The sequence below is a fragment of the Pseudomonas sp. A214 genome, assembly GCF_900156295.1.
GTDB lineage: Bacteria > Pseudomonadota > Gammaproteobacteria > Pseudomonadales > Pseudomonadaceae > Aquipseudomonas > Aquipseudomonas rhizophila.
The window spans coordinates 5,194,351-5,207,729 of sequence record NZ_LT707062.1; the positions used below are offsets into that span (position 1 = coordinate 5,194,351).

Genomic DNA, 13,379 nt, shown 5'->3' on the forward strand with positions numbered 1-13,379 from the left:
GACGGGTATCGCCCATGTCTGCTCAAACACCCGATTCAGCGGCCCGAAGCTACTTCGGCAGTTTCAGCAAAAGCGCCGAAAGCGAGTTCATGCCGGAAACCGCCGGTGCCGCGCTGCAGGATTCGCCCCGTCGCTCGCGGGTCACGGTGTGGCTGGCGGCCGGACTGATCATCACCGCGTTGGTGTGGGCCAAACTGGCAGTCTTGCAGGAAGTCACCACCGGTGAAGGCAAGGCCATTCCTTCGAGCAAGATTCAGGTAATCCAGAACCTGGAGGGCGGCATCGTCACCGAGATTTTCGTGCGCGAAGGGCAGATGGTGAACAAGGGCGACACCCTGCTACGCCTGGACGACACACGGTTTCTGTCGAACAAGGGCGAAAGCGAGGCCGACCGTTATGCCCTGACCGCCCAGGTCGAACGCTTGTCGGCCGAAGCCGAAGGCCGACCTTTCGAACTGTCCGCTGAAGTCATCAGCAAGGCCCCGCAAGTGGCCGAGGACGAACGCTCGCTGTATGAACAACGACAGCGGCGCCTGGCCAGCGAACAGCGGACGCTGTCCGAACAACTGCGCCAGAAAACCCAGGAGCTGGCGGAGTTTCGCTCCAAGCAGGGCCAGTTCAGTTCCAGCCTGGCCTTGCTGCAAGAAGAGATGAACATGTCGGCACCACTGGTGCGCACCGGGGCGGTGTCGCCGGTGGAAATCCTGCGGCTCAAACGCAGCGCAGTGGAAATCCGTGGCTCACTCAACGCCACCACCCTGGCGATTCCTCGGGCCGAATCGGCGATCAACGAGATCAAGAGCAAGATCGACGAATCGGAACAGTCCTTTCGCTCCGAAGCGGCCAAGGAACTCAATGAGAAACGCACGGAGTTGTCAAAAATCACCGCTTCGAGCATTGCCATCGACGACCGCGTGACCCGCACCACCGTGGTCTCGCCGGTACATGGGGTGATCAAGCAGCTAAAGGTCAACACCATCGGCGGCGTAGTGCAGCCGGGCAGCGACATGGCAGAAATCGTGCCGCTGGAAGACAACCTACTGATCGAAGCCAAGGTCCGCCCCCAGGACGTGGCCTTCCTGCATCCGGGCCAGAAAGCCATGGTCAAGTTCAGTGCCTATGACTACACGATCTACGGCGGGATGAGCGCCAGGCTCGAACTGATCGGCGCCGACACCATCACCGATGACAAGGGCAACAGCTTCTACCTGATCCAGGTGCGCACAGATAAAAATCACTTGGGCGGCGATGCCAAACCGTTGTTGATCATTCCTGGGATGGTGGCGACGGTGGACATCATTACCGGGGAGAAAAGTGTCCTGGATTACCTGCTCAAGCCGGTGTTGAAGGCGCGGACTGAGGCGATGCGTGAGCGGTAGACCTTGAGCTGAGACTTTGGTTGATTGTGCTGCCGCTATCGCGAGCAGGCTTGCTCCCACATTGGATCTGTGGTGTTAGCAGATTTTTGCATGCACTGGAGATCAACTGTGGGAGCGAGCCTGCTCGCGATGAGGCCAGCAAAGGCACCACTCATTTCTCGGCATGATTACGCCGAAAAACCTCCTCCCCCATCGCCGCTATCTGCCCCTCGATCAACGCTTCGAACGGCCTCAGCAACGGCTCAAAACAGGTCGGTGCCTCAAGGGTTTGCAGCGCCTGGACAACCGCCTCCACCGTCGACAACGCCCCTGGCCCTGGCGCCTTGCGCAAGCGGTATCGAGACACACTGCCCGCGGCCAGTGTCACCCTCGGCAGCGCCGCCAACAGAGGGTTGAGGTGCAGCAACTTGCGCGCCTTGCGCCAGGTGCCGTCCGGGACGACCAGTAGTAGCGGATCCTCAGACGGAGCATAAGCATGCATGGGCTGCGCCTCTTCGCCGGGAAACAAAAGCCGCGCCTGATAACCCGGTTGATTGAGCAGCCCAGGCAAATCCTCGAACACCTCGCCCACGATCAACTCGGCATTATTGAGCCCCAACGCCGCCAGCCGCGCGGTGTTCAGGGCATGGTTCACCTCGCTGGGATGCTGCAACAACAGCACCCGAGTGCGGCTGTCGAGGCTGGGGATCAGCGGGCACAAACAATGGCTTTGCGGCCTGTGGCAGCGCGGACAATGAATTCTGGACATGACGGCACCTCAGGCCTGGTTGAGCTGCGCCTTGAGCAGATCGCGAAAAGTCTGGATCAGCGGCTCACGGCTGCGGCCACGGCGTACGATCATCGAAAACGGTGCCTGATAACCAAAAGTGGCCGGCAACAACACGCGCAAATCGCCCTTGTCCACCCAGGCCTGGGCATAGTGTTCGGGCAGATAGCCGACGTAGGCACCGGACAATACCAGGATCAACTGCGCCTCCATGCTCTCCACCGTCGCCGCGCTGTGCTTGAAACCGTGGCGGGCCAGTTCGGCCTGGCTCCAGTAACCGCGCCCGACCATGCGTTGCTGGGTGATGAGTTGCTCAGGGATACGCCGCTCGTTGAACAGCGGGTGACGGTTGCTGCAATACAACCAGTGCTGCTCACGGTACAGCGGCATGTAGACCAGGCCGCTCATGCGCGTGGAAAACGCGCCGATGGCCAGGTCCAGGCGGTTGTCCTGCACGCCCAGTTGCAGTTCGTACGGGCTCATGACCGACAGGTGCAGGTGGACTGCCGGATGCTCCTGGCTGTAGGCGCCGATGGCTTCGGCGAACGGCAGGGCTTTGTCGCTGACGGTGGAATCGATCACCCCCAGGTTCAGCGTGCCGCGCAACTCACCCTTCAGCGCGGCGGCGTATTGCTCGAACCCTTCAAGCTCGCCCAAAAGACGCAGGGTCTCCTGGTGGAACAACTCGCCCTTGCTGGTCAGGCTGAACCCACCCCGCCCACGATGACACAACACCAGGCCCAGGGCCGATTCGAGCTGGCTCATGTAGGTGCTGATGGCCGACGTGGAAAGGTTGAGCTCGTGCTGGGCATTGGCGAACCCCTGGTGCCGCACGACGCTGACGAAAATGCGCAACAGTTTCAGGTCGGGTAGAGCGTTGGCCATGGGGTCTCTCCATACAGGCGGGTCACTGCACACTTTGTGGCAAGGGGGTTTATCTGTGGGAGCAAGGCTTGCCCGCGATGAAGTCAACGCGGTTTCCCCCTTGGAACCGAGGCGCCTATGTCGCGAGCAAGCTTTGCTCCCACAGCTTTGCTTGCACAGCTTGCAAGCATGGTGTTGCCCCCAGAGATCAATCGCGAGTCTATCGCCCCATCCCGCATTAGTTTAGAAAAATCTGAACTAAGTATTTGCCCCCAGCGATTCTTCCACTCCCAGGCTTTTCGCAGAATCGGCCCCTGATAAATAAAACAACGATGAGGCCCTACCCGTGGACAAGATTCTTCACCAACCACTGGGCGGCAACGAAATGCCGCGCTTCGGCGGCATCGCCACCATGATGCGACTCCCCCATTTACAAACCGCTGCCGGCCTGGACGCTGCTTTCGTCGGCGTGCCGCTGGACATCGGCACCTCCCTGCGCGCCGGCACCCGTTTCGGGCCCCGCGAGATCCGCGCTGAATCGGTAATGATCCGTCCCTACAACATGGCCACCGGTGCCGCGCCGTTCGACTCGCTGTCGGTGGCCGATATCGGTGATGTGCCGATCAATACCTTCAATCTGCTGGACGCCGTGCGGATCATCGAAGAGTCGTACCACAAGATTCTGGAACACAACGTCATTCCCCTGACCCTGGGCGGCGATCACACCATCACCCTGCCGATCCTGCGGGCGATCCACAAGAAACACGGCAAGGTCGGCCTGGTGCACATCGACGCCCATGCCGATGTGAACGATCACATGTTCGGTGAGAAAATCGCCCACGGCACCACCTTTCGCCGCGCCGTGGAAGAAGGCCTGCTCGATTGCGACCGCGTGGTGCAGATCGGCCTGCGGGCCCAGGGCTACACCGCCGATGACTTCAACTGGAGCCGCAACCAGGGTTTCCGCGTAGTCCAGGCCGAAGAGTGCTGGCACAAATCCCTCGCCCCACTGATGGCCGAAGTCCGCGAGAAGGTCGGCGGCGGCCCGGTGTACCTGAGCTTCGATATCGACGGCATCGACCCGGCCTGGGCCCCTGGCACCGGCACCCCGGAAATCGGTGGCCTGACCACCATCCAGGCCATCGAAATCGTGCGTGGCTGCCAGGGCCTGGACCTGGTCGGTTGCGATCTGGTAGAAGTCTCGCCGCCCTACGACACCACCGGTAACACCTCGCTGCTGGGCGCCAACCTGCTGTACGAGATGCTCTGCGTACTGCCCGGTGTGGTCCATCGCTGAGGCGCGGTCATGAACGATCAGGCTCAAGTGCTCAAGGCCGCCGCTGAACTGGTGTCGGCCTTCGCCCGCAATGACCGTGACGCCTACTTCGGCGCCTTCACACCCGACGCGAGTTTCGTGTTCTACACCCTCGAACAACCTCTGCTGTCTCGCGATGCCTACCAGGCGTTGTGGGACCGCTGGCGGTCCGAGGATGGCTTCGAGGTGCTGTCGTGTACCTCGAGCAACGCCTTCGTCAGCCTGCAAGGGGACGTGGCGATTTTCATCCATGACGTGGCCACCGAGTTGCGCATGCAAGGGGAGCGACACTTTAGCCAGGAGCGCGAAACCATTCTGTTCCGCAAGCAGGAAGGACGCACACAAGAACAACAGGGCCTATGGCTGGCCTGCCATGAACATTTGTCCGCTATGCCGGAAGGGCTGCCACCCCCTTAGCCAAACAGACGACGCTCGCACACGATGGGCGCGCCTTTATGATCGGAGCAGATCATGCATAACAATAACGACAAAAGCCTTACGCAAATCGAAACCAACGGGGTCGAACAGATCCCGGACCATGAGCGAACCGCTGGCCCGACGGATCTGTTTCGACTGATCTTCGGCGGCGCCAACACCTTCGCCACCGCCGTGCTCGGCAGTTTCCCGGTGCTGTTCGGCCTCTCGTTCCAGGCCGGGGTCTGGGCGATTGTGCTGGGGGTGGTGCTCGGTTCGATCATCCTCGCGCCCATGGGCCTGTTCGGCCCGCTCAACGGCACCAACAACGCGGTGTCCTCCGGGGCGCATTTCGGCGTACACGGGCGGATCGTCGGCTCGTTCCTGTCGCTGCTGACGGCCATCGCGTTCTTCTCCCTGTCGGTGTGGAGTTCGGGAGATGCGTTGATCGGTGGCGCCAAGCGCTTGATCGGCGTACCGGAAACCGACTTGAGCCTGGGCCTGGCCTACGGCCTGTTCGCCTTGCTGGTATTGACGGTGTGCATCTACGGCTTTCGTTTCATGTTGTGGGTCAACCGCATCGCCGTGTGGGCCGCCAGCCTGCTGTTTCTGCTGGGCATCGCCGCCTTCGCGCCGGCCTTCGACAGCCAGTTCGCCGGCACCGTCGGCCTAGGCCAGCCGGGCTTCTGGGCGGCGTTCATCGGCGCGGCACTGGTCGCCATGAGCAACCCGATTTCCTTCGGCGCGTTCCTCGGTGACTGGTCGCGTTACATCCCGCGCAACACGCCCAAGCGACGCATCATGCTGGCGGTGATCGCCGCTCAACTGGCGACGCTGATCCCGTTCCTGTTCGGCCTTGCCACGGCCACCATCGTGGCGATCAAGGCACCGGACTACATCGCAGCCAATAACTATGTGGGCGGCCTGCTGGCGGTTTCGCCGGGCTGGTTCTTCCTGCCGGTGTGCCTGATCGCGGTGATCGGCGGCATGTCCACCGGCACCACGTCGCTGTATGGCACCGGGCTGGACATGTCCAGCGTGTTCCCACGAGTTCTGTCGCGGGTCAAGGCCACGCTGCTGATCGGCGTGCTGTCGATTGCCTTCATCTTCATCGGGCGCTTCGCCGCGAACCTGGTGCAGAGCGTATCGACCTTCGCCGTGCTGATCATCACCTGCACCACGCCATGGATGGTGATCATGATCATCGGCCTGCTGGTGCGCCGCGGCTTCTACTGCCCGGATGATCTGCAAGTGTTCACCCGTGGCGAAACCGGCGGGCGCTACTGGTTCAGCCACGGCTGGAACTGGCGCGGCCTGGGGGCCTGGATTCCCAGCGCGCTGGTGGGGCTGTGCTTCGTCAACCTGCCTGGGCAGTTCGTCGGACCGCTGGGCGAACTGGCCGGTGGCATCGACATCGGCCTGCCGGTGACCCTGGGCCTGGCCTCGGTGATTTACCTGGTGCTGCTTGGGTTGTTTCCGGAGCCGGCGGCGGTGTATGGGCCGGATGATCCGCGTAGCAAGGGTTCTTCGGTGCCAATCGAGAAACCCTCCCTCAGACAGACCGCCTGACCTGAGCAAACGAAATACCCGTGGCGAGGGAGCTTGCTCCCGCTCGGCTGCGCAGCAGTCGCCATCAGGGGCAGCTTCGCAGCCCAGCGGGAGCAAGCTCCCTCGCCACAAAAGCGCGTTCACACAGAGGTTGCAGTGCCAGGGCACGGTACCAACCGACTTCACTATAAAAAAGACAATCGGAGACACGCCATCATGGCTTTGGATTTAATCGTCGTTCTCATCTATGCCACCGGCATGATTGCCCTGGGTTGGTACGGCATGCGCCGCGCCAAGACTCGTGACGACTACCTGGTCGCCGGGCGCAACCTCGGCCCGGGCTTTTACCTGGGTACCATGGCCGCCACCGTTCTGGGCGGCGCCTCCACCATCGGCACCGTGCGGCTGGGCTACGTCCATGGGATTTCCGGTTTCTGGCTGTGCGGCGCCATCGGCCTGGGCATCGTCGGGCTGAGCCTGTTCCTCGCCAAACCGTTGCTCAAACTCAAGATCTACACCGTGACCCAAGTGCTGGAGCGCCGCTACAACCCCGCCGCGCGCCACGCCAGTGCACTGATCATGCTGGTTTATGCGTTGATGATCGGCGCCACCTCGACCATCGCCATCGGCACGGTGATGCAGGTGTTGTTCGGCCTGCCGTTCTGGGTGTCGATCCTGGTGGGTGGCGGCGTCGTCGTGCTGTATTCCACCATCGGCGGCATGTGGTCGCTGACTCTCACCGACATCGTGCAATTCTTGATCATGACCGTCGGCCTGGTGTTCCTGCTGATGCCGATGTCCATCAGCGATGCGGGCGGCTGGGACGCGATGGTGGCGGCCTTGCCGGCCAGCTACTTCGATTTCACCGCGATTGGCTGGGACACCATCCTCACCTACTTCCTGATCTACTTCTTCGGCATCTTCATTGGCCAGGACATCTGGCAGCGGGTGTTCACCGCCCGTAGCGAAGGCGTGGCGAAAGTGGCCGGTACCGCCGCAGGCCTGTACTGCGTGCTGTATGGCCTGGCCGGAGCCCTGATCGGCATGGCGGCCAAGGTATTGCTGCCGGACCTGGAAAACGTCAACAACGCCTTTGCCAGCGTCGTCCAGACCAGCCTGCCCAACGGCATTCGCGGGTTGGTCATTGCCGCCGCCCTGGCGGCCTTGATGTCCACCGCCGCGGCCGGCCTGCTGGCAGCCTCCACCACTGTGGTCCAGGACCTGCTGCCGCGTCTGCGCCAGGGTCGTGAAAGCGGCAATGGTGACGTTCATGAAAACCGCATCGCGACCCTGCTGCTGGGCGTGGTGGTGTTGGGCATCGCCTTGGTGGTGAGCGATGTGATCAGTGCCCTGACCCTGGCCTACAACCTGTTGGTGGGCGGCATGCTGATTCCGCTGATCGGCGCCATCTACTGGAAACGCGCAACCACGGCCGGCGCGATCACCAGCATGTCGCTGGGCTTTTTGACCGCGCTGTTCTTCATGATCAAGGACGGCCTGGACGCCAATACGCCGATCTACTACAGCCTGAGCGTGGCGCTGGTGAGTTTCGTGGTGGTGAGTCTGTTGTCACCACGGTCGAAAATGATGGCCAAGGCGGTCTGAAAGCAGTTTTTCTTCGAGGGTGTGGCGTCGGTTGCCACACCTTTTTTTTTTGCCCTTGTATCGCTCAGTTCCAGACGATGAAAACCCTGTGGGAGCGAGCCTGCTCGCGATAGCGGTGTATCAGCCAATATCAATGGTGGCTGATCCGCCGCGATCGCGAGCAGGCTCGCTCCCACAGAGATTTTCCTTCAAAAACAAAAAAGATCGCAGTCTCAGGCTGTTTCAACTGAAACAGCCTGAGACTGCGATCTCTCCGATATTCGCGGTGTCTTTACCGACGGCGCGGCTGGCGGCGGCGCTGCTCGTCATCGGTGCGGATAGGGATCGGTTGCATGGGCGGCTCGATCAGGCCGAGCGCGACACCCAAGTCATGAAGCCAGTTCTGGATTTTCTCTTTCATCGTGGTGCCCCCTTCAGGGTGGTACGAGCGGCAAAATTCTGTGGCCCCTTCGCACTGATAATAGTCCGAAGTCCTACGCAATGCTCGTCACACATTGCAATGATCTGTTACTGAATTGATCCAAATCCACCTCCCGGAGTTCAAGCTGATCGCGTCGTCATCACGGGCGCCCGCGGCCAGGCCTGTTGCTGCAGTTCAATCCAGGCGGTGAGATTGGCCCCCACCATCCCTTTGCGCCACATCAGCCAGGTCGTGGCACTGGCAAACGGCTCGGCCAACGGATGCATCCTCACACGCTCGCGGCCCGGCAGGCTGGCGAGCATCGACTCGGACATCAGCGCCACCCCGGAGCCGGCAATCACACAGGCCAGCATCCCCTGATAAGACTCAATCTCCATCGCCCGGCCCATGGCCGCATGGTCATGGGCAAACCAGGCTTCCAGACGCATGCGGTAGGAACAGCCCTGGCGAAAGGTGAATACCGAGCGGCCCTGGACATCCAGCGCACTGCGCACTGGCGGGTGATCGGCCTCGGTGATCAGCACCAGCCGCTCGTCGCACAACGGCACCCCGTCCAACCCCGCCAGCTCCAGCGGGCCGTCCACCAGCGCCGCGTCAAGGCGCCCGGTGAGCAAGCCTTCGAGCAATTCACCGCTGGGCGCCGACTGCACCTGCAAGTTCACCGCCGGGTACGTGCGGTGATAACCGGCCAGCAGGTCCGGCAAATGAATCGCCGCCGTGCTGTACATCGTACCCAACACAAAATCCCCGGCCGGTTGCCCGCCCTGCCCGGCAGCATGGGCTTCGTCGTGCAGAGCAAAAAGCTTGATCGCATAGTCCAACAGGACTTTTCCCGCTGGCGATAGCTGCAAACGCTGACGCTCGCGCAGGAAAAGATCTACGCCCAGTTGCTCCTCAAGCTGCTTGAGCCGGGTCGAGAGGTTCGACGGCACCCTATGCAGCCGCTCGGCGGCGCGGGTAATGGAGCCTTCCTCGGCCACGGCCTGGAAAATCCGCAATTGGCTGAACTCCACGACATTCTCCAAAAATGAACAAGTTACTCACTATTATTCATTTTTAATGAAAGTCAATCAGTCCTAGCCTGACGGTCATTCGCCTCAACGCTGGAGACCCGCCATGTCACCTCTGATTCGCCTGCTCGGCAGTTTCATCGCCCTGATGATGGCCATGGGCATTGGCCGCTTCGCCTTAACACCGCAGTTACCTCATTTAATCGGCGAAGGTCAGATCGACTTGACCGCCGCCGGTCTGATTGCCGCGGCCAACTACCTGGGTTACTTCCTCGGCGCGCTGGACGCCATGTTCGCCCGCCGTCCGGAACAGGTGCGCCGGCGTTTGATCGGAGGCCTGTGGCTGTGCGTGCTGCTGACCCTGGCTTCGTTCTGGGCCTGGGGCTTCTGGCCACACTTGGTGCTGCGCTTTGGTACCGGAGTGGCAAGCGCCTGGGTGTTGGTGATGATCACCGCCCTGAGCCAACCCTTGGCTGCGGCGGCGGGACGGCCACGGCTCGGCGCCCTGGTGTTTGCCGGCCCAGGGTTGGGGATTTTTCTGACCGGTTTGCTCGCCTTGGGCTCGAACCTGCTCGGCCAGACCTCCGCGACCCTGTGGCTGGTGTATGCCGGCGTGGCATTGGCGATGCTGCTGGTGATTCTGCCGATTCTGCCGCAACCCACCGCAGCCGCGACCGCTACAGCGCCAGTCAGCGCCTCGCCGAACCGTGGCATCGCTCGACTTGGCGTGGTGTATGCCCTGTACGGCTTGGGCTACATCATTCCCGCCACCTTCCTGTCGCAGATGGCCTCGGCGCAGTTCCACGGGCAATGGCAAGCAGACCTGTTCTGGCCCTGCTTCGGTCTGGCCGCCGCCACTGGCGTGTTGCTGGTCAGCTTGCGTCGTCCCAACCCGAACACCACCGGTCGCTGGCTGATCGGTACACTCTGGCTGCAAGCCGCCGGAGTGTTCACCTGCCTGCTGGGCAGCGGGCCGGGGCTGGCGCTGGGTGTAATCCTGTGTGGAGCACCATTCCTGGCCTGCATGCAACTGGTAATGCTGCGCTCCCGGGAACTGGCACCCCACGCCACCCAGCGCAACGCGGGCCTGTTGACCGCCTGCTTTGCCTTGGGCCAGCTCAGCGGGCCATTGCTGGCGGCGTTGAGCAGCCACTTCAGCGGTGGCTTGCAACCGGCGCTGATCATTGCCGGCAGTGGCCTGCTGCTGGCTGGCGGGCTGTTACTGCGGCCCGCCAGCCGGGATACGGTGAGCCCTTGCGCCCAGACCGCCCTGCGTTAATCAGGCCTGGCCGAGCGATGGGCTCAGATGCACGGTCGAGTCACGCCGTGCCAAGGCGAAATACAACACCCCGCCCAGGAAGCAACCGGTGAACCAGGCGAAATTGGCCATCGGTTGCAACATCGGCGTGAAGGTAATCGCCACGCCCATCAACGTCGCCGGCACCAGCGCCTTGACCGCCGTCCAATTGATGCCGCCGCTGTAGTAATAGCGCCCGCTGGGTCCGTCATTGAACAGCGCGTCGACGTCGATCTGCTGCTTTTTGATCAGGTAGTAATCCACCAGCAGAATTCCGAACAGCGGACCGATGAAGGCTGCCAGCACGTCCAGGGTGTAGTGGATCACTTCGGGGTTGTTGAACAGGTTCCACGGCGTGATGAATATCGATGCAATCGCGGCAATCATGCCGCCGGCACGCCAGCTGATCTTGCTGGGAGCGACGTTGGCGAAGTCGAACGCCGGGGATACAAAATTGGCGACAATATTGATGCCGATGGTGGCAGTCACAAAGGCAAAGGCGCCCAGCAACACCGCCACGTCGTTGTCGATACGCGCCACGGTGGCGATCGGGTCATGGAGCATTTCGCCGAACACCGGCAACGTCCCGGAAACAATCACCACGGTCACCAGGGAGAATGCCAGGAAATTCACCGGCAGCCCCCAGAAATTGCCACGGCGCACGTCAGACATGCTCCGGCAGTAGCGACTGAAATCACCAAAATTGAGGGTCGGGCCGGAGAAGTACGACACCACCAACGCCGTCGCGACGATCACCTGACCGAACGCTTGCCAGCCGGACAAGGACTTCTCCGCCAGAGTGAAGTTGATGTTGCTCCAACCGGCTTTCCATACGATCCAACCCGCCAACAGGAACATCACGGCGTACACCACCGGCCCGGCCCAGTCGATAAAGCGACGGATCGACTCCATACCGGCCCAGAACACCAGCGCCTGGACGAACCACAAGCTGAGGAAACCGAACCAGCCCAAGTAGGACAATCCGGCAAATTGCGGCGTGGCATAGACTTCCATGGAAGGAAAAAACCGCAGCACCACAATGATCAGTGCACTGGAAGCCAGGTACGTTTGAATGCCGTACCACGCCACAGCGATCAAACCGCGGATCACCGCAGGAATATTCGCCCCGAATACCCCAAACGCCAGGCGACAGATCACCGGATACGGCACCGCCGCTTGCTGGCTCGGCTTGGCAACCAGGTTGGCGATCAACTGCACGATGCAGATGCCGCAGAGCAACGCAATCAACACCTGCCAACTCGCCAGCCCCAGCGCGAACAGGCTGGCAGCGAACACATAACCGCCGACACTGTGCACATCACTCATCCAAAACGCGAAAATGTTGTACCAGTTCCATTTCTGCGGCAGCGGGCCCAGGTCTTCGTTATAGAGACGAGGGCTGTAGCCGTTGGGCAATTGCTCGGACATTGCGGGCTCCTTTTGAGTACCGCCGTGCCCCCGTATCGACCTGCTCACCATACTGCGCACGGGAGCCGGCATGGTTTGTATACGGGTTGCTACGCAGAATGCGTGCCACAGGTGGGGAATGTGAGACAACCTGCGGTGTGTGGCGGGGGCTGAAGCCGGGCAGGAGCAGGCACACGCCCACGAACAGGGCGCGAATGCATGCTAAAGGTGCAGGGTTTTGTATACAGAGGAGAGCCGAATACCGCTCCTGTGGCGAGGAGATTTTGAGGAACGGCGCACCGCTGTGGGAGCAAAGCTTGCTCGCGAAACAGGCGCCTCGGTATCAGAAAGACCGCATCGTCTCCATCGCGAGCAAGCCTTGTTCCCACAGCGGCCTCCCCTGGCCACATGAATCCTTATTTGCCGTGGCTCGACTGAAGATCAGCTCAACTCAATCCGATCAGCATGAATGACAATTTGCCCATTCTTGTAGAGCGCACCAATGGCTTTCTTGAAGTTGCCCTTGCTGACACCAAACAGGCTGCTGATCAGCACCGGGTCGCTCTTGTCGCTGACCGGCAGCGTGCCGTTGTTTTCGCGCAACTTGGCGAGGATCTTGGCATTGAGGCTGGTCGCCGCTTCCTGACCCACGGGTTGCAAACTCAAGCTGATCTTGCCGTCCGGGCGGATTTCCTTGATGAAACCTTTTTCCTGCTTGCCGGCGCGCATGAACTTGAAGATTTCGTTCTTGTGAATCAGGCCCCAGTGCTTGTTATTGATGATCGCCTTGAAGCCCATGTCGGTGGCTTCGGCGACCAGCAAATCGACTTCCTGCCCCGGCGTGTAGTTGGCCGGGGTCTTGTCCAGATAACGGTCCAGACGCGCCGTGGCGGTGATGCGGCGGGTGTGCTTGTCGAGGTAGACGTGCACCACGCAATATTCGCCGGCGGTCATCTGGCGCTTTTCTTCGGAATACGGCAGCAGCAAGTCCTTGGGCAGGCCCCAGTCCAGGAATACACCGATGCTGTTGACTTCAACCACTTTCAGGCTGGCAAACTCACCGACCTGAACCTTGGGTTTTTCCGTGGTAGCGATCAGTTTGTCGTCGCTGTCCAGATAAATAAAAACATTGAGCCAGTCTTCATCTTCGCTGGGAATATCCTTGGGGATATAACGATTGGGCAGCAGAATTTCGCCGTCCGCACCGCCGTCCAGATATAAACCGAAGTGAGTGTGTTTAACCACTTGCAAACTGTTGTAACGCCCGACTAAAGCCATTTCCAATACCCTCATTGCGTGGGCGGCATTCTACCCGGTTTTGCGGCGTGATTCGTGGCCTCTGGCGCGGGCGGC

The 13,379-nt window shown here is 61.1% G+C and carries 12 protein-coding genes; 6 read left to right on the top strand and 6 right to left on the bottom strand.

Going from position 1 to position 13,379, the window contains the following annotated elements; all coding sequences use genetic code 11:
• Window positions 1-14 precede the first annotated feature (14 nt).
• Window positions 15-1,379 carry an HlyD family type I secretion periplasmic adaptor subunit gene (locus tag BW979_RS23095; RefSeq protein WP_047227896.1) on the top strand — a complete coding sequence of 455 codons (1,365 nt, stop codon included), beginning with the start codon at window positions 15-17 and terminating at the stop codon, window positions 1,377-1,379.
• Between the two features lie 151 nt (window positions 1,380-1,530).
• Here BW979_RS23095 and BW979_RS23100 read toward each other — a convergent pair whose 3' ends face one another.
• Entirely contained in the window at window positions 1,531-2,127 is a 597-nt protein-coding gene (locus BW979_RS23100; protein WP_076385886.1) for a tRNA-uridine aminocarboxypropyltransferase, read from the bottom strand.
• Window positions 2,128-2,136: 9 nt separating this feature from the next.
• Entirely contained in the window at window positions 2,137-3,030 is an 894-nt protein-coding gene (locus BW979_RS23105; protein ID WP_047227898.1) for a LysR family transcriptional regulator, read from the bottom strand.
• Window positions 3,031-3,355: 325 nt separating this feature from the next.
• On the opposite strand from BW979_RS23105, the gene speB reads away from it, so the two are divergent.
• The 4 genes from speB (at window position 3,356) to BW979_RS23125 (ending at window position 7,891) form a co-directional block, all read left to right on the top strand.
• On the top strand, window positions 3,356-4,306 hold the full coding sequence (speB, locus tag BW979_RS23110; protein ID WP_003198979.1) for an agmatinase: 951 nt from the start codon (window positions 3,356-3,358) through the stop codon (window positions 4,304-4,306).
• Window positions 4,307-4,315: 9 nt separating this feature from the next.
• Complete coding sequence (locus tag BW979_RS23115) at window positions 4,316-4,741, top strand: YybH family protein (protein WP_076385888.1); 426 nt, start codon at window positions 4,316-4,318, stop codon at window positions 4,739-4,741.
• A 51-nt stretch (window positions 4,742-4,792) separates the two neighbouring features.
• Window positions 4,793-6,307 carry a purine-cytosine permease family protein gene (locus tag BW979_RS23120; RefSeq protein ID WP_171061410.1) on the top strand — a complete coding sequence of 505 codons (1,515 nt, stop codon included), beginning with the start codon at window positions 4,793-4,795 and terminating at the stop codon, window positions 6,305-6,307.
• A gap of 195 nt (window positions 6,308-6,502) precedes the next feature.
• The gene (locus tag BW979_RS23125; protein WP_076385892.1) at window positions 6,503-7,891 is read left to right on the top strand and encodes a sodium:solute symporter; all 1,389 of its coding nucleotides are present in this window, start codon (window positions 6,503-6,505) and stop codon (window positions 7,889-7,891) included.
• A 271-nt stretch (window positions 7,892-8,162) separates the two neighbouring features.
• On the opposite strand, the gene BW979_RS27980 is transcribed toward BW979_RS23125, so the two are convergent.
• Window positions 8,163-8,291, bottom strand: a complete 129-nt coding sequence (locus BW979_RS27980) for a PA1414 family protein (protein WP_256222727.1) — start codon at window positions 8,289-8,291, stop codon at window positions 8,163-8,165.
• Window positions 8,292-8,431: 140 nt separating this feature from the next.
• The gene (gene ptrR, locus BW979_RS23130; protein WP_076385894.1) at window positions 8,432-9,325 is read right to left on the bottom strand and encodes a putrescine utilization regulator PtrR; all 894 of its coding nucleotides are present in this window, start codon (window positions 9,323-9,325) and stop codon (window positions 8,432-8,434) included.
• Between the two features lie 103 nt (window positions 9,326-9,428).
• Here ptrR and BW979_RS23135 point away from each other — a divergent pair, with 103 nt between their 5' ends.
• Window positions 9,429-10,601 carry an MFS transporter gene (locus tag BW979_RS23135; protein ID WP_076385896.1) on the top strand — a complete coding sequence of 391 codons (1,173 nt, stop codon included), beginning with the start codon at window positions 9,429-9,431 and terminating at the stop codon, window positions 10,599-10,601.
• Here BW979_RS23135 and BW979_RS23140 read toward each other — a convergent pair whose 3' ends face one another.
• On the bottom strand, window positions 10,602-12,047 hold the full coding sequence (locus BW979_RS23140) for an NCS1 family nucleobase:cation symporter-1 (RefSeq protein ID WP_076385898.1): 1,446 nt from the start codon (window positions 12,045-12,047) through the stop codon (window positions 10,602-10,604).
• A gap of 420 nt (window positions 12,048-12,467) precedes the next feature.
• Window positions 12,468-13,304, bottom strand: a complete 837-nt coding sequence (locus BW979_RS23150; protein ID WP_047227905.1) for a CvfB family protein — start codon at window positions 13,302-13,304, stop codon at window positions 12,468-12,470.
• Window positions 13,305-13,379 lie beyond the last annotated feature (75 nt).

What these genes read in the sequence shown, in the direction of transcription:
- BW979_RS23135 (WP_076385896.1), top strand. Translation starts at nt 9,429, where the DNA reads ATGTCACCTCTGATTCGCCTGCTCGGCAGTTTCATCGCCCTGATGATG.
- BW979_RS23095 (WP_047227896.1), top strand. Translation starts at nt 15, where the DNA reads ATGTCTGCTCAAACACCCGATTCAGCGGCCCGAAGCTACTTCGGCAGT.
- BW979_RS23140 (WP_076385898.1), bottom strand. Translation starts at nt 12,047, where the DNA reads ATGTCCGAGCAATTGCCCAACGGCTACAGCCCTCGTCTCTATAACGAA.
- BW979_RS23150 (WP_047227905.1), bottom strand. Translation starts at nt 13,304, where the DNA reads ATGGCTTTAGTCGGGCGTTACAACAGTTTGCAAGTGGTTAAACACACT.
- BW979_RS23100 (WP_076385886.1), bottom strand. Translation starts at nt 2,127, where the DNA reads ATGTCCAGAATTCATTGTCCGCGCTGCCACAGGCCGCAAAGCCATTGT.
- BW979_RS23115 (WP_076385888.1), top strand. Translation starts at nt 4,316, where the DNA reads ATGAACGATCAGGCTCAAGTGCTCAAGGCCGCCGCTGAACTGGTGTCG.
- BW979_RS27980 (WP_256222727.1), bottom strand. Translation starts at nt 8,291, where the DNA reads ATGAAAGAGAAAATCCAGAACTGGCTTCATGACTTGGGTGTCGCGCTC.
- BW979_RS23125 (WP_076385892.1), top strand. Translation starts at nt 6,503, where the DNA reads ATGGCTTTGGATTTAATCGTCGTTCTCATCTATGCCACCGGCATGATT.
- BW979_RS23105 (WP_047227898.1), bottom strand. Translation starts at nt 3,030, where the DNA reads ATGGCCAACGCTCTACCCGACCTGAAACTGTTGCGCATTTTCGTCAGC.